The organism is Shewanella sp. HL-SH2 (assembly GCF_051164935.1).
GTDB lineage: Bacteria > Pseudomonadota > Gammaproteobacteria > Enterobacterales > Shewanellaceae > Shewanella > Shewanella glacialimarina.
On sequence record NZ_CP195035.1, the window covers coordinates 3,129,635 to 3,152,705 of the forward strand.

A 23,071-nucleotide genomic window follows, 5' to 3' on the forward strand; every position below is an offset into this window, starting at 1 on the left:
AACGGCGATAACCAGGCGTGAATATCTAGTGGTAAAAACTAGTGGTATTAATCAAACACAAAAAGGGCAATAACCCTCTAGGTTATTGCCTTTTTAATACGGCTAAAATAGTTAATGACTGGCCTAGCCTTCACTGACCATATTGACGGTATATTTAGGGATATCAATCACCATGTCACATGCAACCACTTTAGCCTGACAAGATAAACGGCTCTCAGGCTCTAGTCCCCAAGCTTTGTCTAACATGTCATCCTCAAGCTCATCACTTGCTTCAAGTTGATTAAAACCTTCACGCACAACCACATGACATGTAGTACATGCACATGACTTTTCGCAAGCATGCTCAATATGAATACCATTGCGTAAAGCTACGTTTAAAATGGTCTCACCGACTTCAGCTTCAAGTACTGCCCCATCAGGACATAACTCACTATGGGGTAAAAAAACTAATTGTGGCATGTTCTCACCTATATATTGTCGACAGAACGGCCCTTAAACGCCGCTTTTATCGAGTTATCCATACGTCTTGCCGCAAAATCTTGGGTTTGGGCATCTAAATCGTTGATGGCTTTTTCGATCGCATCAACATCATCTTTTTCTGCGGTAGCAGCTAATAACTCAATAGCAGTTTGTAGCTGAGAACGCACATTGGCTTCGAGTAAATCACCGTCTTTTTGTAATGCAGCATTTAACGATTCAATAACTCTAGCAGCTTCAACTTTTTGTTCTGCAAGCATACGGCGAGTAATATCCTCTTTAGCATGCTTCATAGAGTCTTTAAGCATTGTAGCAATTTCTGTATCAGATAAACCAAATGATGGCTTAACCTGAATGCTGGTTTGTACTCCGCTAGACTTTTCCATTGCAGTGACATTCAGTAAGCCATCTGCATCGACTTGAAATGTCACTCGAATATGCGCAGCACCTGCGGCTAAAGCAGGAATACCTTGCAAGGTAAAACGCGCTAAAGAGCGGCAATCATCAACTAATTCACGTTCGCCCTGCACGACATGAAATGCCATAGCAGTCTGACCATCTTTAAAGGTGGTAAACTCTTGAGCTCGTGCAACAGGAATGGTGGTATTACGGGTAACCACTTTCTCTACAAGGCCGCCCATGGTTTCAATGCCTAGGGATAACGGAATAACATCTAATAATAATAAGTCTGACTCAGGCTTGTTACCGACTAAAATGTCAGCTTGAATTGCGGCGCCAATAGCGACAACTCGATCAGGATCGATTGAGGTTAACGGTGTTTTATTAAAAAAAGCTTCAACCTGCTCACGCACCAAGGGCACACGTGTAGAACCGCCAACCATAACGGTTTCAATCACTTCATCGATAGTCACACCCGCATCACGTAATGTGCGGCGACAACTACCAATAGTTTTTTTAACTAACGCAGCAATTAAAGTGTCAAATTCAGCTTTAGTAACAATTAAATCAAGTTGTTTATCATGGTACGACAAATTCGCGGTCACGTTTTGATTATCTGTTAGCGCTTCTTTGACTCGACGAGCTTCAATCAATAGTCGACGAGACTCTTGTGCTGTCAATGTGGTTAATTGCCAGGATTGCTTAAAGTGTTCAACTAAAAGATGATCAAAATCATCACCACCTAATGCAGAATCACCACCGGTGGCGAGTACTTCAAATACACCACGATTTAAGCGCAGAATAGATATATCGAATGTGCCGCCACCTAAATCATATATGGCAATCACACCTTCTTGTTTAGAGTCTAAACCGTAAGCGATAGCGGCTGCTGTAGGTTCATTAAGTAAACGCAGTACCTTTACCCCTAACAGCTCTGCGGCATCTTTGGTCCCTTGACGTTGTGCATCGTCAAAATAAGCCGGAACAGTAATCACTACGCCCTGTAATTCACCGCCTAAGGTTTTTTCAGCACGTTTTATCAAGGGTTTTAAAATTTCAGCGGACACTTGAATAGGATTAACTTTAGCTTGCTGAGTAACAAACACAGGTAACCCATTCTCACTTGCCTCAAACTGATAAGCATGCTGAGCATCGCGATTTTGAATATCTTGTAAGCTGCGGCCCATAAAGCGCTTAACCGACACAATAGTATTTTGTGGGTCAATCGCGGACTGTGCTTGAGCCTCACGGCCCACTAAAATAGTATCTTTACCGTAATGAACCACAGATGGCAAAGAATGCTGACCTTGCTCATCGAGTAATGTGCTTGCTTGGCCGCTTCTGACTGCCGCGACCAGTGAATTAGTGGTACCTAGATCAATACCGACAGCTAAGCGATGTTGATGCGGCGCGGCGCTTTGTCCAGGTTCTGCAATTTGCAACAGTGCCATAGTGTTCCAACTTTGTTGTAGATAAGCCACAGGGCTTATCAAAAAAATTACCGGGCGAAGTCGATAAGTGACAGCTTGTAATCTAAGGAAAAATATTGCCCTAGCTTAATCAAGCAATGCATCTTCGATACGTGCGAGTTCATCGTGTAATTTTGCCATAAATTTTAATTTACGAATTTGATCTGCCGCTTGCTTATTATCATTCTCATCAGCTTTTATTAGCTGCTGGCTCAATAAAGAGAACAATGACTTTTCATAAGTTGCAAAAGAATCGTATAAGGTGTCAATAATACCATTTGGATCAGCTGAGTCGTTGATGTCTTCTAACATCTCTCGCCATTCCATTTGCTGCATTAAAAAACCCGTATCTTTAATGGTCATCGTTTCATGACTTAGCTCAATGCCGCGCAAGCTTAACATGTGCTCTGCACGTCTGAGTGGACTTTTTAGGGTTTGATAACCATCATTGACTTGCGCTGTACGCTGAACAGACAATAGTTTTTGCTGTTCTGTATCATTGGCAAACTTATCGGGGTGCACCGCCCGTTGCAGATCGCGGTAGCGCTCTGCAAGCGTAGCGGTATCAATATCGAAGGATAGAGCGAGGTCAAACAATTCGAAGTAATTCATTTAATAACATTCATACTTGCATGTTTAAAACACAGTGAAGTGATCATTTACACGGTAAAGCTTTCACCGCAACCACACTCACCTTTGGCGTTAGGATTATTAAATTGGAACCCCTCATTGAGGCCCTCTTTAATAAAGTCTAACTCGATGCCCTGCAAATAGATAAAGCTTTTGGCGTCGATGATGATATTAACACCATCAATAGTGTATAACTCATCATCGTCATTAAGCTCATCTACAAACTCAAGCACATAAGCCATTCCTGAACAGCCAGATGTTCTCAACCCAAGGCGTAAGCCGAGGCCATTTCCGCGATTAGCAAGAAATGATCTTACTCTGTCAGCCGCAGCTGGGGTCATTGAAATTGCCATCTTTAACTCCAGGTATTACTTAGACTGCTTCGACTTGTACTCTTCAATTGCCGCTTTAATAGCATCTTCTGCTAAAATAGAGCAATGAATTTTCACTGGTGGTAACGCTAATTCAGCTGCAATATCAGCATTTTTGATGCTTCCAGCCTGGTCAACCGTTTTACCTTTAACCCACTCTGTTACCAGCGAGCTAGAAGCAATTGCACTACCACAACCGTAGGTTTTGAATTTAGCATCTTCAATAATGCCATCGGCATTAATTTTAAGTTGCAGCTTCATCACGTCACCACAAGCTGGTGCGCCAACCATACCGGTTACTACTGAAGGGTCGTTCTTGTCAAATGAACCCACGTTACGTGGATTTTCATAATGGTCGATTACTTTTTCGCTATAAGCCATGATACTGCTCCAAAATCTCTGTCATTTATCAGTTGGTATTAATTGGTGAGATAACCCAATTAGTGATGTGCCCATTGAACTTGGTTCAAATCGATACCATCTTTAAACATCTCCCAAAGTGGAGACATTTCACGTAACTTATCGATAGACTCAGTGATTACATTAATTGCATGATCAATTTCTTCATCGGTAGTAAAACGACCAATAGAGAAACGAATTGAACTGTGCGCCATTTCATCATTTAAGCCCAGTGCACGAAGCACATAGCTAGGCTCTAAACTTGCGGATGTACAAGCTGAACCGGACGAAACCGCTAAATCTTTTAGTGCCATCATTAACGACTCACCTTCAACAAAGTTAAAGCTCACGTTAAAAATACCACAGAAGCCTTGCTCAGCATCGCCATTGATATAGGTTTCTTCAATGTGATTAATGCCAGCCCAAAGCTTGTCACGTAGACGACGAATGCGCGCTGTATCTTCTTGCATGTCTTGTTTTGCAATAACAGACGCTTCACCTAATCCTACAATTTGGTGAGTTGCTAATGTACCACTTCGCATACCACGTTCATGTCCGCCACCGTGCATTTGAGACTCTAAACGGATACGAGGTTTACGGCGAACGTACAACGCACCGATACCTTTAGGCCCATACATTTTATGGCCTGATATTGAAATCAAATCCACTTTTGTTTGCTGTACATCAAGCGGTATTTTACCTGCACTTTGTGCTGCATCCATGTGGAAGAAAATACCTTTAGCACGACAAAGTTCACCGATTGCGTTGATATCTTGTATCACGCCGATTTCATTATTAATGTGCATAATGCTGACAAGAATAGTGTCATCGCGCATTGCGGCCTCAAGACGAGTCAAAGGAATTATCCCATTGGCTTCAGGCTCTAAATAAGTGACTTCATAGCCTTCACGTTCTAACTGGCGACACGTGTCTAACGTGGCTTTATGCTCAGTTTTACTGGTAATAATATGCTTACCCTTCTTATGATAGAAGTGAGCAATACCTTTAATCGCAAGATTAGATGATTCTGTTGCACCCGATGTGAATACGATTTCACGATGGTCAGCATTAATCAGATCAGCAACTTGATTACGGGCAATATCGATTGCCTCTTCAGCTTGCCAACCATAACGATGAGATCGAGATGCTGGATTACCAAACACTCCGTCCATAGTCATATGTTGAACCATTTTCTCTGCGACACGCTTATCGACAGGGGTTGTTGCGGCATAATCTAGATAGATAGGAAGTTTCATAACACACTCCGTACTTAGTATTCTCAGTTGAGTCTACATACAACGTACAAATAATAATTATATTTAAATCAACACTGTGTTTAATAACTACCAGTTATAAAACACGGTGTTCCTTCTGGATTTTATCTTGCTTAATAGAGATAAATTGCACGTCTCTTTTGTTCATCAGACCAGCAAGTGAAATACCATTTAAAAACTCTGAAATTTGTTTGCTTAAATCACCCCATAGAGAGTGGGTAAGACAGCGGGTGCCACTTTGGCAATTCCCTTGTCCTTGGCAGCGAGTGGCATCAACAGATTCATCAACTGCATGGACAACCATGCCAACGGAAATGGCATCAGCCTCTAGGCCTAAACGGTATCCGCCACCGGGTCCGCGTACACTTGACACCAGACCGTGCTTTCTTAACTTAGCAAAAAGTTGTTCAAGGTAAGACAACGAAATGCCCTGCCTTTCAGATATATCTGCTAAAGGAACAGGCCCTGTTCCAGAATGAATCGCAACATCCAGCATAGCTGTGACTGCGTAGCGACCTTTTGATGTAAGTTTCATAACTTGCTACTGCTCCCAAAAAGTATGCAGTAATTTCATCATACCCGAGTAATTTAGTCAAGTATTAATCCTACTAATTTACTCAGGTATTAAAGTAAGGAAGTGCTAAAACAGCTTGATTTCAGCCGAGGTATTTAACCTTTTTATAGCTTAAAATTCAATGCCAATAGGGGAATTTATTCCTCTATTGGCATTATTTTTTAATCGCGATAGGCATTTAACACTTTTTAAGCTTTATATTAACTACAGCTTATCAAGTTTACTTATATGCTTGGATCAAACTCTGTCAATTCACGTTTTCGGTTTTTGGCGGCCGCTTTTTCAGCTTCGTCAAAGTCACCTACATTCAATTGAGGTAACTTTTCAGTGCACACTTCTCCACCCATAGTTTGAACGGCTTGACAAAGCTCCTGTACTTTAGAATCCATTAGATGCATATGATCAAGCATCTGGCCAATCGCATTGGCGACAGGGTCAGGATTGTCCGGCGACACTGCATATGCATCAAAGCCATATTTTTTAGCCATCTCAGTACGACGTTCAGCTTTTTCTTTTGACTGCGTGCTTGGTGAAGAGACAACTCTTCCCGGAATACCCACAACAGTATTGTCGGCCTCAACATCTTTAACCACCACTGAGTTAGAGCCGACTCGAGCACCATCATGCATGGTAATTGGACCTAATATTTTAGCCCCAGCACCAATGACCACATTATTACCTAATGTAGGGTGACGTTTACCCGCCTGCCAGGTTGTTCCACCGAGAGTAACCGAATGATATAAAGTACAATCGTCACCAATTTCAGCCGTTTCACCGATCACCACACCCATGCCATGATCAATAAAAAAACGTCTCCCTAAGGTCGCTCCTGGGTGAATTTCAACCCCGGTTAGCCAGCGGGAAAACGTCGACAAGCAACGCGCTGTTAATCGCCAATTTTTTCGCCAAAACTTATGACTAATCCTATGTAACCAAATTGCATGCATGCCAGGATAATTGAGTAAAATTTCAATCGTGCTGTTTGCTGCAGGATCACGGTGATAAATAGATTCTATATCTTCTTTTAATCTTGATCTCACGCCCATGTGAACTCCCTTATCACCACTATTTTTTATCTATCTTTTTATCTATCGAGGTTAAAATACCCCGTAAAATATTCATTTCTTGCGCTTCAATTCGAGCACGGCTGTATAAACGGCGAAGTTTGGTCATCACATTACCGGGATGGTTCTTAATAACAAAGCCAGTCTCTGATAAGGTAGATTCTAAATGTACAAAGAAACGTTCTAAATCTTCAGCCAGAGGATATTCCTCCTCTGGAGCAGGCTGCTCACCCAAAGCTAAATGCGCCACACGAGTTTCATAGCAAATAATCTGTACGGCTTGGGCTAAATTTAATGAACTGTATTCTGGGTTAGCAGGGATAAACACATGATAATTACACTTTTGTAATTCTTCATTACTAAGCCCATGATTCTCACGTCCAAATACAATGGCAACCGGGCCTTTAATACTTTCAAGCGATAATTTTTCGCCAGCTTGGCGTGGGTCAAGCATTGGCCAATCTAATGTACGGCTACGTGCACTTGTCGCAATAACTAAGCTACAACCAGCAATAGCCTCATCCAATGAGTCAACTGTGGTGAGATTTTTTAAAATATCAGATGCACCTGCCGCCAGTGCAATAGATTGGCCATCAGGCTCTACTCTTGGCTCAGCAAGGTATAAATTAGATAAACCCATGGTTTTCATTGCACGGGCGGTCGAACCAATGTTTCCAGGGTGAGACGTGCCCACAAGCACAACACGAATATTACTTAACATGACACCACTTTAATTCAAAAAATATTGACCATATGTTACCACAAGCCCTGTTTATAACGTTATATGAAAATCTGCATTTGATATAACTATTGAATAAGGTATAATGCGGCCGCTGTTTTATTCGTTCTTTAAAATCCAGGGGATTGCTATGCATCCGATGATGACTATTGCCACACGCGCTGCCCGCGCTGCTGGCCAAACAATTATGCGCGCCTATACTGAACTCGACCGTGTTGAGGTAAGTACCAAAGGAATTAATGACTTTGTTACGAGTGTAGACAAGGAAGCAGAAGCAACTATTACATATCAGATTCGTAAATCTTACCCTGATCACACGATCATTGGTGAAGAAGACGGTGAAAACCGTGGCGAAAGTAAAGATTATGTCTGGATAGTAGATCCTTTGGATGGCACCAACAATTTCGTTCGTGGTATTCCTCATTTTGCTGTTTCAATTGCCCTTCAATATAAAGGCGTGACAGAAGTCGCGGTTATTTATGATCCTGTTCGTGAAGAGCTGTTCTCAGCTGTTCGTGGTAAAGGCGCAAAAGTTAACGACTTCCGCATGCGTGTTACCAGTGTCGGTGAATTGGACAGTACCATTATAGGTACAGGTTTCCCATTCAAAGCTCGTCAGCATACTGAAACCTATATGAAAATTTTAGCAGATGTATTTCCGCAATGTGCAGATCTGCGTCGTACAGGTTCAGCAGCTTTAGATTTAGCTTATGTTGCAGCAGGCCGTTTAGACGGATTTTTCGAAATTGGTTTAAAACCTTGGGACATAGCTGCTGGCGACCTAATTTGTCGTGAAGCTGGCGGTACGGTTACTGATTTCACTGGCGGTCATAATTACCTGATTTCGGGTAACATTGTTGCTGGCACTCCAAAAGTAACCACTCAATTAGTTAAAATTATGCGTCCTTTACTTAATGAAGCGTTAAAGCGTTAGTTATCGACTGCGAGTAATAATAGAAACGATTGCTCGCACTCGTCAAAATAGTCGCTAAAATATTGAAACCGCTAATTTAATTAGCGGTTTTTTTGTGTCTGTGATTAAGATCGCTGGGCAAGCGGCTTACTTTACGGAATAATACCATCAAGATTTCACTACAAAATAACAGAGATAACATGCACAGAATCAAACATGCCAGCATACAATCTTTAAAATCGATCGAATATGTCGTTCTTTTCATTATTGCTTTGGCCACTACTTTTGCTATTGGCGAAGAGATAATGCATATGTTCGCCATTAGAACAGTCGAGCTTGCCGATCTGTTATTATTATTTATCTATCTTGAAGTCTTGGCCATGGTGGTCAATTACATCGAGTCAGGTAAGTTACCTATCCGTATGCCGCTGTATATTGCCATTGTTGCCTTAGCACGATACCTTATTTTAGATATGAAAGGCATGGATGACTGGCGTATTTTAGCTATATCATTTTCAACCATACTGTTAGCAGCTACGGTAATCGTGATCCGCTGGGGACAATTAAAAATGCCTTATCCCAGAAATCAAGACTACGACAATTAACGTTAAGTCACTTAACACTAAAACGCCAAGCATTTTGTTTGGCGTTTTTGTTTTTAATAACCGTTTGGTATTGCTTAAAAAAGCCAATATGCTAAAACTAAAGAATCGAACCCACTTAAGGAGAAATAAAAATGGACCAAGAGCCGACAGGTTTTGATGAAAAACGTACTTCATTGCGCGTAGATATGGAAGCAGAGCGGATCAAGTTACATTGGATTAATAAAGCTGGTGAAAGTAATGAAGATGATGGTGTTTGTATTGACTTGGCTCGCAAAGGCGTATTATTTGATTACCGTCAGGCTTTTGAATTGGGGCAATTAATCGCACTCACATTTAATCCCGGTAGCGATAAACAAAATACCATTAAGGGGCAGGTATGTCGCTGTAGTCAAAGTTCACCGCACAGCTATCACATTGCGTTGCAATTACTTTAACAACGACTTTCCAGTCGTGTTCCATTAGAGCAAAGTGTTATAGGTATTTACCCAGAGTGAAAAACATGTTCTATACTCAAATTATTAAGTTACATAGATGACACTTATATTGTTAAGAAACCACAATGGGAGAAGAGTATGATACTGCTCGTAGGCGGTGAAAAAGGAGGCAGTGGCAAAAGCTGTTTAGCACAGAACCTTGCCGTTTATATTACTCAAAAATTCGCTGCTAATGTGTTGATGGTAGATTGTGACCCACAACGTACCACATCTGATTGGATCCAGGCTCGTAATACAGATCCCAGCCTTGCACCCATTAACTGTATTCAACTCTACGGTAAGATTCGTAATGATTTACTCAGTTTAGATGAGCGCTTTGACTACGTCATTGTTGATTGTGGTGGCCAAGATAACCTTGCTATGCGCGCAGCCATGTCCGTGGCAACTTATGTGGTCATTCCCTTAAGACCAAAACGTCGTGACTTAAAAACCCTTCCCCATATGGAAGATATGTTAAGCACCTGTAAAATGGTCAATCCTAAGATGGTAGCAGCAATTGTAATGACCCAGTGCCCTTCTTTACCGACCCAGTTTAAACGTATTTTAGAAGCCAAAGAAGTTGTCGAATCATTTAACCTTCGCGCTTTAAACTCAGTTACTTTTAGCCGTAATATTTATGACGATAGTGAAGAAAGCGGCTCATCGGTTATGGAAATAGAGCCAGATGGTAAAGCTGCAATTGAAATCCGTGCAATTGCTGATGAATTATTTGCTATACCACCAGAAAATAGTTATGAGTTTAACTGACCTTAAGCGTAAAAAGCCGAAGCAAAAGAAAAAGTCTGTTTCGGTTGACGACTTTATCGAAGATGCCAATAACTATGCGTTGGGCAAACAGACTGTTGTGGGTGAAAATCCACAGATGCAACAATCGACTCAAGCATTTTTAAGTGGCCTAGATAAAAAAAGTGTCAAAATTTATCGACATGCAACTTTTACACTCACAGAGAGAAGCATTACCCAATTAGACAAACTGTCTAAAAATAATAATGTGGCTAAATCAAAACTGCTGCGTATCCTAATTGACGATTTTTATCATTTATCAACAACAGATCAACAAAAGCAGTTAAAGTAATATTGAAACTCCCTGTAGGATACTATTTTAGCGTATAATCTTGATCTATCATTTGATTATCGGCCTTACTTTTATTATGACTCAGCAAAATAATCCGCTTCACGGCATTAAATTAGAAACAATCATTACTTATTTAGTCGACAAGTTTGGCTGGGAAGATTTAGCCCTTCGGATCAACATTCGCTGTTTTAAAGACAATCCTAGTGTTAAATCCAGTTTAACCTTTTTACGTAAAACCCCATGGGCGCGCGATAAGGTCGAATATCTATATTTAAGGTGTAATAAGCTGCCATTGCCGATAAAAAAAGAGCAAGAGGCTCCTTCAAGATCATCGACCCAAAAATCAACTCATAAAAAAATCACCACAAAGGTAAAGCCTGTTGCTTCGCCTGATAACACTTGTGATGATAAACCTGTAAATGCAAATATATGGGGTAAGTAAGCTCAGCTTGGAATAATTAAGTCTTTGTAGAAAGGGTTACAACGGAAATTCGAAAATAAGTCGCCACACCTGTAGCCCACCCCCAACCTGATAACTCACACCTAGCCGATCTATTTTTAAGCCATCCCAGCCAAAGACATCATAACCTATCGGTTTAGAGAACTTCAAAGTCGCACCCACTTCATAGGTGTGATTAGTGACAACATCAGCACCAACAGGATTCACAAAGGTTAGGTTGTCGAAGAACCAGCGCCCGGCGAAGAATAACCTAGGCTCAACCTCAATATCCTCCCAAAGCCAGCTCGTTCCCAAGCCAAAATCCAGACCACTTTGTAAAACAGAATAACTCTCGGCACTATCATTTAAACTGCTGCGATAGCCAGCAAAATACAGTCGATTTACCCAGGTAGGAGAATAAGTTGGTATATCAATTTGATAAAGTGATGATATACCAAATGACATGATCCCAACGTTACTTTCATTTGAAAAATTATAGCCATAACCCATATCTAAATAGCTTTCGAGCGTCAATCGTTCATCAACAAACCAATGGTACTCAACTCCAGGTGTGAAGGTTATGGTACCGACGCTTTTGGGTAATTGCCCGCCAGGTAAATCATTAAATGAATAGTCGAAAAAACCCAAGGATATAGGTAAGCGTAACTTAACTAAATGATCTTCAGCTTGGTCGATAGCAAATGAAATAGGTATATTTGCTACAGCAGCACTTTGACCTGATGTGCGATAAATACCACTGCCAAGATAGTTTGCAAAAGCATAGTGTGAGGCATCTGGAGAGGATATAGGTGCTTCAGGTATATCCTGTGCGGCTGACATAGCAGAGTATTGCAAAGCCGTAACAGTCGTGATGACTTTGCAATATTTTGCCATATTTGAATAATATGGCAACTTGACTAAAACTTGATTAGTCTTGCTTATCATTGAAATGATGTTCAGACATCATATGTCCAAGCTCGGTGGATTTGGTCTTTAAGTAGCCTTCATTGTAACGATTTTTGCCTACTTGTAATGGCACTCTTTCAACGACTTCAATGCCTTCATTTTCCATCGCTTTTACTTTACGAGGATTATTGGTCATTAATCTGACTTTAGATACATTGATTTGCTCAAGCATAGGCTTAATCATATCGTATTGACGCATATCAGCTGCAAATCCTAAACGTTCATTAGCTTCGACAGTATTAGCTCCGCCATCTTGTAGTTCATAAGCTCGAATTTTATTTAACAAGCCAATTCCACGCCCTTCTTGACGTAGGTATAAGATAAAGCCTTGACCCTGCTCGGCAATATTCTGCATCGCGGTTTGTAACTGAAAACCACAATCACAGCGCAAACTAAATAACGCATCGCCGGTTAAACATTCCGAATGAATACGCCCTAAAATTGCTGAGTCGGCATGTAACTCACCGAAAGTTAATGCAACATGCTCTTTGCCAGTTTCAGTATCTTCAAAACCGTGCATAGCAAATATACCCCAAGGGGTAGGTAATTTAGAGGTAGCGATATATTTTATCGACATGAAATAGACCTTACAACAACACTCATTCCCTGAGACCTAATATGAGACCGTATTTCCTGAGACTTACTTGCCTAAGAATGGTCGTTGACGACATCACCTATAGCTGCAATCAACTACACAAAAAATTGAAACTGTATCAGAATTTGCTAGGGGCAAAACCCGTCACTGTCTTAATGCCCATTTCACGACCTAATGCAGTCATAGGGTGAACAACCACTAAGCCTTTCACAGACTTTTTTAATTGCCCCATGTCCGCTTGCTCGACTTTGGTTAGCTCTCGTTTGAAAGTTAAACCCTTCACTTCACTGCCTTCTTTATTAAGCTCGCGAGTTTGTTGGCCTTTAACGTTAGCAATACGTTTAGTCATTGCGGTGATTTCTTTTTTGAACTGCAAAATAATAGCTGCGTCACCGCGCTGTTCAGCCGCCGCTAATTTACGACGAAACGTATCTAATTTACCATTAAGAGTTTGCAGTTCTTGCTTTAAATTCATTACTTTACCTTTAAACTATTCAGACAATTACAATAAGGATTGAATAGACGCTATTCAATATAAAACCACATCATAATTTAAGGAGGGAATTATATACCCAAACCTTGCTAATTTGCGAAAAAAAATCACAGGTATGTGAATAATTTCAACAGAAAATATCAAGTGATAGTGGCTTCAAGGCTTACTTTACCGTTATGCTGATTTTAATAATCACATAACGGCGAGTTTAATCATGTCGAAAGATCTCTTTAGCGCGGTTCAAATCACACCGCAAACAATACTTAAAAACCGTTTTGTCAAAGCCGCCATGGAAGAAAACTTAGCCAATAATCAACAACTACCCGATGAAAAGCTGTTTCGGTTATACCAACAATGGGCCCAAGGCGGCGTTGGGTTAATTATTACTGGTAATGTCATGATAGACAGAATGGCCATGACAGGCCCTGGGGGGGTTACCCTTGAGCATGACACGCCCTTAGCACCCTTTATCCAATGGGCAAATATAGCCAAAGCTAATAATACTAAAGTGTGGATGCAATTAAATCACCCAGGTAGGCAAGTCTTTAAAGCCTTGGGCGGTAAAAGTATTGCTCCTTCAGCCATCAGCTTAGACCTAGGTAAGCATTCCAATTTATTTTCAATACCTCAGGCAATGATTGAAGATGAAATACAAGATGTGATTAAACGGTTTGGCCAAAGTGCTTATCAAGCTCAGTTGGCTGGCTTTGATGGCGTAGAAATCCATGCCGCTCATGGTTATTTGTTAGCGCAATTTTTATCTCCGTTAACCAATCAACGCACTGACGAATGGGGTGGAAGTTTACTCAATCGCGCTAAGTTATTAATTGAAGTAATAAAACAAGTAAGGCAATCCTGTGGTAATGATTTTGATGTGGCAGTAAAGCTTAATTCTGCAGATTTTCAACGGGGTGGTTTTGATATTGATGATGCAGAGCAAGTCATTAACTGGTTAGCAGAGTATAACGTAAACCTAGTAGAGTTATCGGGCGGAAGTTATGAAGCTCCTGCAATGCAGGGGCGAAGTGCGGATGACAGAACATTAGCACGCGAAGCCTATTTCTTAAGTTTTACAGAGTTACTGGTTAAACGCTCACCTATTCCGTTAATGTTAACCGGTGGTATTCAAAGGCTACCCATTGCGCAAAAAGTCATTGATGCAGGTTTTAGTATATGCGGTCTAGCAACAGCCCTTGCTTATCAGCCTGACATTATCAATAGGTGGCAAACCAATCCGGAGATGTCTGTTGCCATTAAACAAATAAGTTGGGAAAATAAAACCTTCGCAGCACTTGCTACAATGGCGATAATTAAGCGTCAATTACGTCGAATGAGTCGAGGCAACAAGCCAAAAATGAACGATTTTCCACTGTGGAGTTTAGTATTGGATCAAATTAAAACTAAACGCAGAACGGCTAAATATAAGAAATATTTACAGGCTTGCTATTTAGCTACAAAAAATCAACTTTAGCCACCTTAATTAACTGAGTCAATTGACGCAAGTTAATGCATTAAACCTTTAACCTGATTTTTGCCAATATTATGCTGATTTAAGGGAAGCCTCATCTAAATCAGCACATAACAAGTGGCGCTTAAACTTCGTTTCACAACTAAAAAACGTAACAAAATTACACTTGCAACTTATCTGTGAACTGGATCACGACAAAATCGCTAAAAAAAGGTAATTTTACAACATAAGTTTAATAGGTATTACACAAAGAATAGTTAACTAAAACTGATTTATTTAACTATTTTTTAAAGGAAGTCATTATGACAGTCACCAACACAGAGCAACTTAACCAATTAGTCGACAGAGTGGCTTACGCGCAAAAAGAATATGCCAATTTTAGCCAACAACAAGTCGATAAAATATTTAGAGCCGCTGCACTTGCCGCCTCAGATTCACGTATTTTGTTAGCGAAAATGGCGGCAACTGAAACTCAAATGGGCTTGCTTGAAGATAAAGTCATTAAAAACCATTTCGCCTCTGAATACATTTATAATAAGTATAAAGATGATAAAACCTGTGGCATCATTGCAGAAGATATCACCTTCGGCACCATTATTATTGCCGAACCTGTTGGGATAATCTGTGGCATTGTGCCAACAACCAACCCAACCTCTACCGCAATATTTAAAGCGCTTATTAGCCTTAAAACTCGCAATGGTATTATTTTCTCACCTCACCCGCGTGCGAAACAATCGACCACAACAGCGGCTAGAATTGTGTTAAATGCAGCCATTGCCGCTGGAGCACCCAAAGACATTATTGGTTGGATTGATGAGCCTTCAGTTGCATTATCTAATCAACTAATGACCCATGAAAAAATTAATCTCATTTTAGCCACTGGTGGCCCTGGCATGGTAAAAGCTGCCTATTCATCTGGCAAACCTGCTATTGGTGTAGGAGCAGGTAATACACCGATTGTGATTGATGAAACCGCAGATATAAAACGTGCTGTTAGTTCTATATTAATGTCTAAAACCTTTGACTACGGTGTGGTATGTGCATCAGAGCAAGCAGTCATTGTGGTCGATAGCATCTATGACCAAGTCAAAGAACGTTTTGCCTCTCACGGCGGGTATATGCTGTCAGTGGCTGAAACCCTATTGATGCAAGATGTTATTCTAAAAAATGGCAATTTAAACGCTGATATTGTTGGCCAAAGCGCGGAAAAAATTGCGGCAATGGCAGGAATAAAAGTACCAAGCTGGACCAAAGTATTAATAGGTGAAGTTACTGAAATTAGTGATACAGAAGCTTTTGCCCATGAAAAACTATCACCCCTATTAGGTATGTACCGTGCTGAAGATTTTAATGATGCCATGGATAAAGCAGAGGCACTGGTCACCCTAGGCGGTATTGGCCATACATCAGGTTTATATACAGACCAAGACAGCCAAAGCGATCGCGTGAAAACCTTTGGTTTTAGAATGAAAACAGCACGAATTCTGATCAACACTCCTGCATCTCAAGGCGGGATTGGCGACTTATATAACTTTAAACTGGCGCCTTCGCTGACTTTGGGATGTGGTTCTTGGGGCGGTAACTCTATCTCAGAAAACGTCGGACCAAGTCATTTAATTAATAAGAAAATAGTCGCAAAAAGGGCAGAAAATATGTTGTGGCATAAACTTCCTTCATCAATTTATTTCCGCCGTGGCTGCTTACCGATTGCACTTGAAGAGTTAGAAACCAAGAAACGCGCGCTTATCATCACAGATAAATACTTATTCAATAACGGTTACTGCGATGAAACTATTAAGATTCTTAAAGCCCAAGGACTAGAAACTGAAGTATTTTATGAAGTAGAAGCCGATCCGACACTGGCGATAGTAAAACAAGGTGCTAAAGTAGCGCAAAGCTTTCAACCTGATGTCATCATAGCCTTAGGCGGCGGTTCACCTATGGATGCCGCGAAAATCATTTGGGTATTGTATGAACATCCTGATGTCGATTTCGCCGACTTAGCACTGCGCTTTATGGATATTCGTAAACGTATTTATAAATTCCCTAAACTTGGCGTCAAAGCACAAATGGTCGCTATCCCTACTACCTCTGGTACAGGCTCAGAAGTGACACCCTTTGCAGTAGTGACTGACGAAGTGACTGGCATGAAATACCCAATTGCAGATTATCAACTCACGCCCAACATGGCCATTGTTGACCCTAATCTTGTGATGAATATGCCAAAATCACTAACTGCGTATGGCGGAATTGACGCGATTACTCACGCACTTGAAGCATACGTCAGTGTGATGGCTAACGAGTTCAGTGATGGACAGGCCCTTCAAGCATTAGACTTACTATGCGAACATCTTCCAGCAGCCTATGAGCTAGGTGCAAACGCACCGGTTGCAAGAGAGAAAGTGCATAATGGCGCAACCATTGCAGGTATTGCCTTTGCCAATGCATTTTTAGGTATCTGCCACTCAATGGCGCATAAACTCGGGGCAGAGTTCCACCTAGCCCATGGCTTAGCCAATGCTTTATTAATCAGTAATGTTATTCGTTTCAACGCTACTGACATGCCGACTAAACAGGCCTCATTCAGTCAGTATGACCGTCCTAAAGCACTATGCCGTTATGCTGCTATTGCAGAGCATCTCAAACTTGATGGTGTCACGAAAGCTAAAACGGATAAGCAAAAAGTTGATCTGTTAATTGCTAAAATTGATCAACTTAAATCAGTTATCGGCATACCGGTATCTATACAAGCTGCCGGAGTCAACGAAGCTGACTTTTTAGCTAAATTGGATGAGTTAGCTGAACATGCATTTGATGATCAGTGTACTGGCGCGAATCCACGTTTCCCGTTAATCAGTGAACTTAAACAAGTCTTACTAGACAGCTTTTATGGCACCCCATACCAAGATAAATAGCGCAATATATAATACGAAGTACTGCTGAGTGGCTAGCGAAGCTACAAAAGGGGCAGTATTAAAGCTAGTAGCTGAGTAAATTGAAATTAACTAAACGAAGGCGATAATCAAAAGATTAACGCCTTCGTTTAGTAGCAATCTAATGTTACGACTTTTACTTTACCTTGCTAAGACCAATCAAAACCGTAATAGCCCCTCCCACCATGCCTAACCAAGCTTCAATCGGTGTGTCACCATTTATGGCGCGAGTTACTTGAGCACTTGCTGAATCATAAATGTTGTACCCCCAAATAAATAACGCTGCACCTACTGCAATGATTACGATACCAAGAATTTTTTTATTCATTATGACTCCAAGTGTTTATAAAATTTTTGTCTCGACAGCAATGATTAATACGACTATTTTGGTCCAGCCCTTTATAAATAATATTGGTTTTTAATCGCAAAGCATTATAGCTTGAAAAAGGCTATTTAATCGCTAAGGAGTACGTTATATGAACAAGAAAATTCTACCACTTATCATTTTTAGCACCTTTATAGTGTTTTCGATTGGTCATAGTGTTGCTAAAGACAAAGATTCAAAAACTAATAACGGCAAACAAAACTCTGAAAAACACCAAACAAAGCATAACAATGATAATGAACAGGCCTCGCTGAGCTATTTTAGTCATGACCGTCAGATAGTCATTAAAAATTACTACGACACAATTCGAAGTGAAAAGCATTGTCCACCAGGACTAAGCAAGAAAAACAATGGTTGCCAACCTCCTGGACAAGCTAAAAAATGGCACAAAGGCCAACACCTGCCGAAAGATGTAATTTACTATGACCTGCCTCTTGCACTTACTACTCAGCTAGGTCGCACTCCAGAAGGGCAAAAGATTGTCCGGATAGGAACCGATTTACTTTTGATTAGTGTAGGTACGGGGATGGTGATAGATGCGTTAGAAGACCTTAATGGTATTTTTTGATAAGAGCTTGATAATATAAATATTTTAACTAATTTCAAATAAATAATCTCAATTCGGGTTAGCTGAATAAAGGATATTTAAATAGTCAAAGTTCAAATGTTTATCCTCAAACTTGAGCTTTGCGCTGATAACAATGCGAATTAACGTGTCAATAGCGGTCCTGTTGCGAATTTTTATGTGTAAAAAAACGTAGTTAGCGTTGCAAAGAGCTGTTTGATATGCATTTATTATCCCCAACTGAGGTTAAATAGCACTGCTAAAACAAAAAATAAATCGAAACACTTGTTGTAAATACTAAAAATCAATTCGTTATCAGTTTCTGTCTACTAATAGGTGTTATCACCTCAGTAAAAACCAACGCAATGTCATCGAAACAACCATAGCTGATTAAAGTAAAAATGGGCCGCATTGCTGCGGTCCAGCCACAAAGTAAACCGTATTCAAAAAACGGGTTTGCTTTTAAAGCTCAAGATTTCTGGTTAATACTTCAGCGGATGTAATTATGCGCTTTGTACGGTAAAGTTCAGGATGTTTTTCACTATCAGCGTAACCTACTGGTTCGCCTGCGCCTGTGTTTACAAACCAAGAGCTTTCAGGAGTGCGGTCGCCGAGTAGTTTTTTTAATTCAGCTGGTTTGATACCTATTGCTTTGGCTGCCGCATTGTATGTACAGCGGATCCTAGCTTCGTTTAGGTAATCTTGTATGATGTTAATTTTATCCTGCATTAAAATGTCATTCCTAGAAAGTTAACGCCCAATAAATGGGATAATTTATTGTTGGCAAAAGTGTTGAACGGAGTGAAAACAGCCAACTGTAAATTTTCCCTCTTGGGTGTTTTGTAGCCTGCGCACAAAATAAATAATTATACTTCAAAAAGCAGTTTTTAGCTGTATTAGAATGCCTCAATCTATCAAATAGACCTTTTAAGCTGATTAAGTCTAGTAAGCCAGCCACATTCCCTGCAATAAGCACAAAAAAAACACTACCGAACATCAATTAAGTGACTCTAATAATCAATTAACATCACACGTCCCACCTAATGACAATCAATTTCATCGTTAATATATATGTACAATAATAGATATAAATAGTTTTATTTGCTCTTGTTGCAAAATTTAAGTCTACACTTATTCAGTAATTGCTTGTATCTAAGCGCAGATGTGTAATTGATGCTAACTCATTTTATGCAGATTATTAGATTAACCTAAGCGTTGTAATACTGGTCGATACTAGTACACACATAATAAAAATAGGATTACTAACGAGCGAATAAATTTAACCCATTGTTTAATAACAATGTAAGGCAATAGACAAACAGATAAGAGATTACCCTTGATATCAATAACAGCTCCAACAGGTTATTTACTTGGGTTCAATTTTTCATTTCTAGGAGATATTATGAAATTTAACTATGCCATTTTGGGATTACTATTCGCTGTCGGCAGCGTATCCACTCACGCCGAAACCGTAAACCTTACTTCACTAGATTGGGCCCCCTATTCAGGAAAAAGTCTAGAAAATAGAGGAGCTAGTGTTGTGGTAGCTCAAGCGGCATTTAAAGCTATGGGTCATGAACTTGTTGTCGATTTTTTTCCATGGAGCCGAGCTGTAAAACTGGCTTCAGAGCCGGGGTCTAAATATGCAGGATATTTTCCAGAATACTTATATGAGTCAAATGAGTTTACTTTTTCAGCGCCCATGGGACAGGGTCCGCTAGGTTTGGTTGAAAACATAGCATCGCCTATTAGCTGGGCTGAGGTAAGTGATCTCGCTAAATATAAATTGGGCGTAGTCCAGGATTATGTCAATACCGAAGAACTTGATGCACTTATCGCCAGCAAAGTGATTAAACCTCAGGTTGTCACATCAGATGAGATTAATGTTCAAAAAGTTGCAGGCGGTCGTATCGATGCAGCAGTGATTGACGCAAACGTATTCAATTACATGCTCGCCAACAGCAGTAAGCTGGTAAAAAAATAAAGATAAGGTACAGATGAATACAAAGTTATTAATGAACAAAGAGCTTTATGTAGCATTTCGAAATGATGCCGATGGCAAAAAATGGCAAGAAATTTACAACCAAGGCTTAGCTAAAATTGATATAGATGCGCTGATGGCAGAACATTTAAAGTAATCACTAAGTAGTCAATAACAAGTGCCGACATGTTCCAATAGATTTCGGACTGCTATATCGGCATAAGTAATATTTAAGTATCGCAATAAAATGGATTACGTTGCTTTATACACTCAAGTTAAAATGAGTACTTTTTATGACGCTAATGAAATCAATTTCTTTTAAGTTAATCATGGCAGCGCTGGTTACTGTAACCTTTTTAGTTGTAATATTTGGGGTGTATGACTATCTAGCACAAAGTGCAAAATTACAACAGAAACAAAATGTTCAACTTGATTTAGTTGCTTCAAGACTACAGTTAAGCCTACCTAGCGCAGTGTGGAATTATGAAGAATCTCAAATGGCTCGATTACTTGATTCAGAACAACAATCTGATGATGTTGCTTTTTTAAGTTTTCATAATGATAACGGCGACCAGATTGCCCAATCTAAAGGTGAAAAAAGTACTAACTTTCGTACAATACCCCTACAATATGTAGAAAATGATACCGCCTCTGATATCGGTACAGTAAGATTATACATTGATGATACTAGCATCAAAGAAGAGCTAACAGAGCTCGCTTTTAGGGCTATTTTAAAAGGGTTATTACTGGATGTTTTTTTAGTAACCGCACTCTTTTTTCTATTTAGTAAACTGATTACTCGCCCACTCACCCATGTTGCTAATGCCTTAGAAAATATAGCCAGTGGCGAAGGCAATTTGACCCGTAGGCTTCATGTGAGTCGCGAAGATGAAATTGGCAAGGTATCAAGTTCATTTAATATATTTGTAGAAAAAATTCAAGTGCTTGTACAATCTATACAGTTTTCTGTTGATGATGTGTTTCGTGCTGCAAGAAATGTACACACCGTAGCTGAACTCAGTCGTGGGCATGTGCACGATCAGCAATTAGAGACCGATCAGGTTGCGGCTGCAATCACCCAAATGTCAGCCTCAGCAAAAGAAATTGCTATCAGCGTGAAGCTTTCAGCAGAATCGGCATTGCAAGCTAATATGGATACCAAAGAAGTATCCAACATTATAAATGACTCTATTGATTCTATAAACGATCTATCTAGTCAATTAACAGAAGCCGCCACTGTAGTAAATTCGCTAGATAAAGATGTCACGGCGATCGTGTCCATACTAGATGTGATCCGCAGTATTGCGGAGCAAACGAACCTATTGGCGTTAAATGCAGCTATTGAAGCAGCTCGAGCCGGAGAGCAAGGCCGTGGTTTTGCTGTAGTGGCGGATGAAGTTCGTGCACTTGCTAGCAGAACCCAACAAAGTACTGCTGAAATTCAAACCGGTATTACTAAGTTACAATCCGGTGCTAAGTCAGCAGTAAAAGTGATGCTTGAAAGTCAAAGTAAAAGTGAGGCTTCAGTGGTCAATGCCCAAAGTTCGGGAACAGCCATCAATAGAATTTTAATTTCTACAGAAAAAATCACCGATATGGCAACTCATATTGCAACAGCAGTAGAACAACAAAGTACGGTAGCCGAAGACTTAACCCATAACATCAACCGTATTGTCACATCGGGTCAGGATAATCTTATACAGCTAAGTGAAATGAATAAAAACTCTGAAGATTTAGAGTCGACATCAAGAAATTTAAAGAAATTAGCCAATCAATTTAAAGCCTAACTATCTAAGTGGCTCTGGCTAATAATGCTAGAGCCACCTATTTTTATAATCAATTAATATCTCGTCTATCCACTTTAATACGATAGCCTTAATGGCTATTCAAGCTTAAAAATAGAATCCGAGTTTTCAATTAATTTAGGCGCTTACAAGCAAGCTAAGAGTAATCTAAAGCGAGTTCGATAACTCACTCGCTAAAATCAACATAATATCGGGTCAAACTTGTTAAAACTCAAGTGCAGCTTCGATTCTAGCTAGACCTCTTTCAGCGCTCCTCATCATTAATAATGTGCTTCCCATACACCTTTTAATATTTTTTATTGACTATCAAATTGTTAACCAAATAGATCCGTAAGTGCATCGATATCTTTGATAGTAAAGGTGAGTAGCGCTCTCGATAAAGTAAGTAACTATGATACACAAGGAGTTCGAATGAACATTAACCAGAGAAATTTAACACCCATTCAAGTTACAATTTTTGCTGTCTTATCTGGTTGCGGCAGTTGTTATGGTTATGGTGAATCCTCAAGATACTAAATACCTTAACAACGAGCTATAAAAACAAATAAATACTAATCAACTACTTCAATTTTAACGTTAATCAAACCATTAGATATATTAGCGATGCTGTTGAAGGCTGACTTAGAAAGGTCAATGATACGGCCCTTAACAAAAGGACCACGATCATTGATTTTCACGATAATACTTTTGCCATTGTTGATATTGGTCACTTTGACATTTGAGCCAAAAGGTAAACTTTTATGTGCTGCTGTATTTTGACTGTGAATATATAAATCACCGCTTGCCGTTTTCTTGTTTTGATGTCTGTCAGAATAGTATGAGGCTTGACCGGATTCAGTGAAGTTTATTCTCTTTCCACCGGCATCTGGCTGTAGCGAAGTACACCCTGTTAATATGAAGAAAAAAATTAACAACTGAATTTTTCGAGAAATGGCAACCATGTTTTGTCTTTTAGTAT

Annotated in this window: 24 protein-coding genes and 2 pseudogenes; 11 read left to right on the forward strand and 15 right to left on the reverse strand. The window is 40.0% G+C overall.

Annotated elements, in window-relative coordinates; all coding sequences use genetic code 11:
• Positions 1-123 precede the first annotated feature (123 nt).
• From fdx to trmJ, 9 genes are all read right to left on the reverse strand, one after another.
• A complete protein-coding gene (gene fdx, locus ACRWP9_RS13630) occupies positions 124-459 on the reverse strand; it encodes an ISC system 2Fe-2S type ferredoxin (RefSeq protein WP_226415044.1) in 336 nt (111 codons plus the stop codon).
• Positions 460-467: 8 nt separating this feature from the next.
• Complete coding sequence (gene hscA / locus ACRWP9_RS13635; RefSeq protein WP_434926459.1) at positions 468-2,327, reverse strand: Fe-S protein assembly chaperone HscA; 1,860 nt, start codon at positions 2,325-2,327, stop codon at positions 468-470.
• A 105-nt stretch (positions 2,328-2,432) separates the two neighbouring features.
• A complete protein-coding gene (hscB, locus tag ACRWP9_RS13640) occupies positions 2,433-2,957 on the reverse strand; it encodes a co-chaperone HscB (protein ID WP_434926460.1) in 525 nt (174 codons plus the stop codon).
• 47 nt (positions 2,958-3,004) lie between these two features.
• The gene (gene iscA, locus ACRWP9_RS13645) at positions 3,005-3,328 is read right to left on the reverse strand and encodes an iron-sulfur cluster assembly protein IscA (RefSeq protein ID WP_434926461.1); all 324 of its coding nucleotides are present in this window, start codon (positions 3,326-3,328) and stop codon (positions 3,005-3,007) included.
• A gap of 15 nt (positions 3,329-3,343) precedes the next feature.
• Entirely contained in the window at positions 3,344-3,727 is a 384-nt protein-coding gene (gene iscU, locus ACRWP9_RS13650) for a Fe-S cluster assembly scaffold IscU (protein WP_226415036.1), read from the reverse strand.
• A gap of 59 nt (positions 3,728-3,786) precedes the next feature.
• Positions 3,787-5,001 carry an IscS subfamily cysteine desulfurase gene (locus ACRWP9_RS13655; RefSeq protein ID WP_226415034.1) on the reverse strand — a complete coding sequence of 405 codons (1,215 nt, stop codon included), beginning with the start codon at positions 4,999-5,001 and terminating at the stop codon, positions 3,787-3,789.
• Positions 5,002-5,095: 94 nt separating this feature from the next.
• On the reverse strand, positions 5,096-5,554 hold the full coding sequence (gene iscR, locus ACRWP9_RS13660) for a Fe-S cluster assembly transcriptional regulator IscR (RefSeq protein ID WP_226415032.1): 459 nt from the start codon (positions 5,552-5,554) through the stop codon (positions 5,096-5,098).
• A 263-nt stretch (positions 5,555-5,817) separates the two neighbouring features.
• Positions 5,818-6,639 carry a serine O-acetyltransferase gene (gene cysE, locus ACRWP9_RS13665; protein WP_226415030.1) on the reverse strand — a complete coding sequence of 274 codons (822 nt, stop codon included), beginning with the start codon at positions 6,637-6,639 and terminating at the stop codon, positions 5,818-5,820.
• 19 nt (positions 6,640-6,658) lie between these two features.
• Complete coding sequence (trmJ, locus tag ACRWP9_RS13670; protein ID WP_434926462.1) at positions 6,659-7,378, reverse strand: tRNA (cytosine(32)/uridine(32)-2'-O)-methyltransferase TrmJ; 720 nt, start codon at positions 7,376-7,378, stop codon at positions 6,659-6,661.
• 148 nt (positions 7,379-7,526) lie between these two features.
• Here trmJ and suhB point away from each other — a divergent pair, with 148 nt between their 5' ends.
• The 6 genes from suhB (at position 7,527) to ACRWP9_RS13700 (ending at position 10,925) form a co-directional block, all read left to right on the forward strand.
• Entirely contained in the window at positions 7,527-8,330 is an 804-nt protein-coding gene (gene suhB / locus ACRWP9_RS13675) for an inositol-1-monophosphatase (protein WP_226415026.1), read from the forward strand.
• Positions 8,331-8,509: 179 nt separating this feature from the next.
• On the forward strand, positions 8,510-8,914 hold the full coding sequence (locus tag ACRWP9_RS13680; protein ID WP_434926463.1) for a phosphate-starvation-inducible protein PsiE: 405 nt from the start codon (positions 8,510-8,512) through the stop codon (positions 8,912-8,914).
• A gap of 131 nt (positions 8,915-9,045) precedes the next feature.
• A complete protein-coding gene (locus ACRWP9_RS13685) occupies positions 9,046-9,348 on the forward strand; it encodes a PilZ domain-containing protein (protein ID WP_434926464.1) in 303 nt (100 codons plus the stop codon).
• Positions 9,349-9,486: 138 nt separating this feature from the next.
• Positions 9,487-10,155 carry an AAA family ATPase gene (locus ACRWP9_RS13690; RefSeq protein WP_226415019.1) on the forward strand — a complete coding sequence of 223 codons (669 nt, stop codon included), beginning with the start codon at positions 9,487-9,489 and terminating at the stop codon, positions 10,153-10,155.
• Positions 10,142-10,483, forward strand: coding sequence for a replication protein RepA (locus tag ACRWP9_RS13695; protein WP_434926465.1), 342 nt, complete (start codon positions 10,142-10,144; stop codon positions 10,481-10,483). Before ACRWP9_RS13690 ends, ACRWP9_RS13695 begins: the two co-directional genes overlap by 14 nt.
• Before the next feature lie 76 nt (positions 10,484-10,559).
• Positions 10,560-10,925 carry a VF530 family DNA-binding protein gene (locus ACRWP9_RS13700; protein ID WP_434926466.1) on the forward strand — a complete coding sequence of 122 codons (366 nt, stop codon included), beginning with the start codon at positions 10,560-10,562 and terminating at the stop codon, positions 10,923-10,925.
• Positions 10,926-10,961: 36 nt separating this feature from the next.
• On the opposite strand, the gene ACRWP9_RS13705 is transcribed toward ACRWP9_RS13700, so the two are convergent.
• From ACRWP9_RS13705 to ACRWP9_RS13715, 3 genes are all read right to left on the reverse strand, one after another.
• Positions 10,962-11,816 carry a hypothetical protein gene (locus ACRWP9_RS13705; RefSeq protein WP_434926467.1) on the reverse strand — a complete coding sequence of 285 codons (855 nt, stop codon included), beginning with the start codon at positions 11,814-11,816 and terminating at the stop codon, positions 10,962-10,964.
• 34 nt (positions 11,817-11,850) lie between these two features.
• On the reverse strand, positions 11,851-12,465 hold the full coding sequence (ribA, locus tag ACRWP9_RS13710) for a GTP cyclohydrolase II (protein WP_434926468.1): 615 nt from the start codon (positions 12,463-12,465) through the stop codon (positions 11,851-11,853).
• A 136-nt stretch (positions 12,466-12,601) separates the two neighbouring features.
• The gene (locus ACRWP9_RS13715; RefSeq protein WP_434926469.1) at positions 12,602-12,958 is read right to left on the reverse strand and encodes a YibL family ribosome-associated protein; all 357 of its coding nucleotides are present in this window, start codon (positions 12,956-12,958) and stop codon (positions 12,602-12,604) included.
• Positions 12,959-13,190: 232 nt separating this feature from the next.
• On the opposite strand from ACRWP9_RS13715, the gene ACRWP9_RS13720 reads away from it, so the two are divergent.
• Positions 13,191-14,447, forward strand: coding sequence for an NADH:flavin oxidoreductase/NADH oxidase family protein (locus ACRWP9_RS13720; RefSeq protein WP_434926470.1), 1,257 nt, complete (start codon positions 13,191-13,193; stop codon positions 14,445-14,447).
• A 287-nt stretch (positions 14,448-14,734) separates the two neighbouring features.
• Positions 14,735-17,359: pseudogene (adhE, locus tag ACRWP9_RS13725) on the forward strand (bifunctional acetaldehyde-CoA/alcohol dehydrogenase); the annotation flags it as partial.
• Between the two features lie 154 nt (positions 17,360-17,513).
• Here adhE and ACRWP9_RS13730 read toward each other — a convergent pair.
• Entirely contained in the window at positions 17,514-17,705 is a 192-nt protein-coding gene (locus ACRWP9_RS13730; protein WP_226415000.1) for a DUF3185 family protein, read from the reverse strand.
• A 148-nt stretch (positions 17,706-17,853) separates the two neighbouring features.
• On the opposite strand from ACRWP9_RS13730, the gene ACRWP9_RS13735 reads away from it, so the two are divergent.
• The gene (locus ACRWP9_RS13735; protein WP_434926471.1) at positions 17,854-18,330 is read left to right on the forward strand and encodes a hypothetical protein; all 477 of its coding nucleotides are present in this window, start codon (positions 17,854-17,856) and stop codon (positions 18,328-18,330) included.
• Between the two features lie 459 nt (positions 18,331-18,789).
• Here the strand turns inward: ACRWP9_RS13735 and ACRWP9_RS13740 are convergent, their stop codons facing one another.
• Entirely contained in the window at positions 18,790-19,056 is a 267-nt protein-coding gene (locus ACRWP9_RS13740) for a hypothetical protein (RefSeq protein WP_434926472.1), read from the reverse strand.
• Positions 19,057-19,729: 673 nt separating this feature from the next.
• Here ACRWP9_RS13740 and ACRWP9_RS13745 point away from each other — a divergent pair.
• Positions 19,730-20,465, forward strand: a pseudogene (locus ACRWP9_RS13745) (substrate-binding periplasmic protein).
• Positions 20,466-20,610: 145 nt separating this feature from the next.
• Positions 20,611-22,095: a methyl-accepting chemotaxis protein gene (locus ACRWP9_RS13750; protein ID WP_434926473.1), complete on the forward strand. Its 1,485-nt coding sequence runs from the start codon at positions 20,611-20,613 to the stop codon at positions 22,093-22,095.
• 569 nt (positions 22,096-22,664) lie between these two features.
• Here ACRWP9_RS13750 and ACRWP9_RS13755 read toward each other — a convergent pair.
• On the reverse strand, positions 22,665-23,054 hold the full coding sequence (locus ACRWP9_RS13755; RefSeq protein WP_434926474.1) for a septal ring lytic transglycosylase RlpA family protein: 390 nt from the start codon (positions 23,052-23,054) through the stop codon (positions 22,665-22,667).
• Positions 23,055-23,071 lie beyond the last annotated feature (17 nt).

Bases quoted from the DNA above. Each gene is read 5' to 3' on its own strand.
- fdx (WP_226415044.1), bottom strand. From the start codon at position 459: ATGCCACAATTAGTTTTTTTACCCCATAGTGAGTTATGTCCTGATGGG.
- hscA (WP_434926459.1), bottom strand. From the start codon at position 2,327: ATGGCACTGTTGCAAATTGCAGAACCTGGACAAAGCGCCGCGCCGCAT.
- hscB (WP_434926460.1), bottom strand. From the start codon at position 2,957: ATGAATTACTTCGAATTGTTTGACCTCGCTCTATCCTTCGATATTGAT.
- iscA (WP_434926461.1), bottom strand. From the start codon at position 3,328: ATGGCAATTTCAATGACCCCAGCTGCGGCTGACAGAGTAAGATCATTT.
- iscU (WP_226415036.1), bottom strand. From the start codon at position 3,727: ATGGCTTATAGCGAAAAAGTAATCGACCATTATGAAAATCCACGTAAC.
- ACRWP9_RS13655 (WP_226415034.1), bottom strand. From the start codon at position 5,001: ATGAAACTTCCTATCTATCTAGATTATGCCGCAACAACCCCTGTCGAT.
- iscR (WP_226415032.1), bottom strand. From the start codon at position 5,554: ATGAAACTTACATCAAAAGGTCGCTACGCAGTCACAGCTATGCTGGAT.
- cysE (WP_226415030.1), bottom strand. From the start codon at position 6,639: ATGGGCGTGAGATCAAGATTAAAAGAAGATATAGAATCTATTTATCAC.
- trmJ (WP_434926462.1), bottom strand. From the start codon at position 7,378: ATGTTAAGTAATATTCGTGTTGTGCTTGTGGGCACGTCTCACCCTGGA.
- suhB (WP_226415026.1), top strand. From the start codon at position 7,527: ATGCATCCGATGATGACTATTGCCACACGCGCTGCCCGCGCTGCTGGC.
- ACRWP9_RS13680 (WP_434926463.1), top strand. From the start codon at position 8,510: ATGCACAGAATCAAACATGCCAGCATACAATCTTTAAAATCGATCGAA.
- ACRWP9_RS13685 (WP_434926464.1), top strand. From the start codon at position 9,046: ATGGACCAAGAGCCGACAGGTTTTGATGAAAAACGTACTTCATTGCGC.
- ACRWP9_RS13690 (WP_226415019.1), top strand. From the start codon at position 9,487: ATGATACTGCTCGTAGGCGGTGAAAAAGGAGGCAGTGGCAAAAGCTGT.
- ACRWP9_RS13695 (WP_434926465.1), top strand. From the start codon at position 10,142: ATGAGTTTAACTGACCTTAAGCGTAAAAAGCCGAAGCAAAAGAAAAAG.
- ACRWP9_RS13700 (WP_434926466.1), top strand. From the start codon at position 10,560: ATGACTCAGCAAAATAATCCGCTTCACGGCATTAAATTAGAAACAATC.
- ACRWP9_RS13705 (WP_434926467.1), bottom strand. From the start codon at position 11,816: ATGGCAAAATATTGCAAAGTCATCACGACTGTTACGGCTTTGCAATAC.
- ribA (WP_434926468.1), bottom strand. From the start codon at position 12,465: ATGTCGATAAAATATATCGCTACCTCTAAATTACCTACCCCTTGGGGT.
- ACRWP9_RS13715 (WP_434926469.1), bottom strand. From the start codon at position 12,958: ATGAATTTAAAGCAAGAACTGCAAACTCTTAATGGTAAATTAGATACG.
- ACRWP9_RS13720 (WP_434926470.1), top strand. From the start codon at position 13,191: ATGTCGAAAGATCTCTTTAGCGCGGTTCAAATCACACCGCAAACAATA.
- ACRWP9_RS13730 (WP_226415000.1), bottom strand. From the start codon at position 17,705: ATGAATAAAAAAATTCTTGGTATCGTAATCATTGCAGTAGGTGCAGCG.
- ACRWP9_RS13735 (WP_434926471.1), top strand. From the start codon at position 17,854: ATGAACAAGAAAATTCTACCACTTATCATTTTTAGCACCTTTATAGTG.
- ACRWP9_RS13740 (WP_434926472.1), bottom strand. From the start codon at position 19,056: ATGCAGGATAAAATTAACATCATACAAGATTACCTAAACGAAGCTAGG.
- ACRWP9_RS13750 (WP_434926473.1), top strand. From the start codon at position 20,611: ATGAAATCAATTTCTTTTAAGTTAATCATGGCAGCGCTGGTTACTGTA.
- ACRWP9_RS13755 (WP_434926474.1), bottom strand. From the start codon at position 23,054: ATGGTTGCCATTTCTCGAAAAATTCAGTTGTTAATTTTTTTCTTCATA.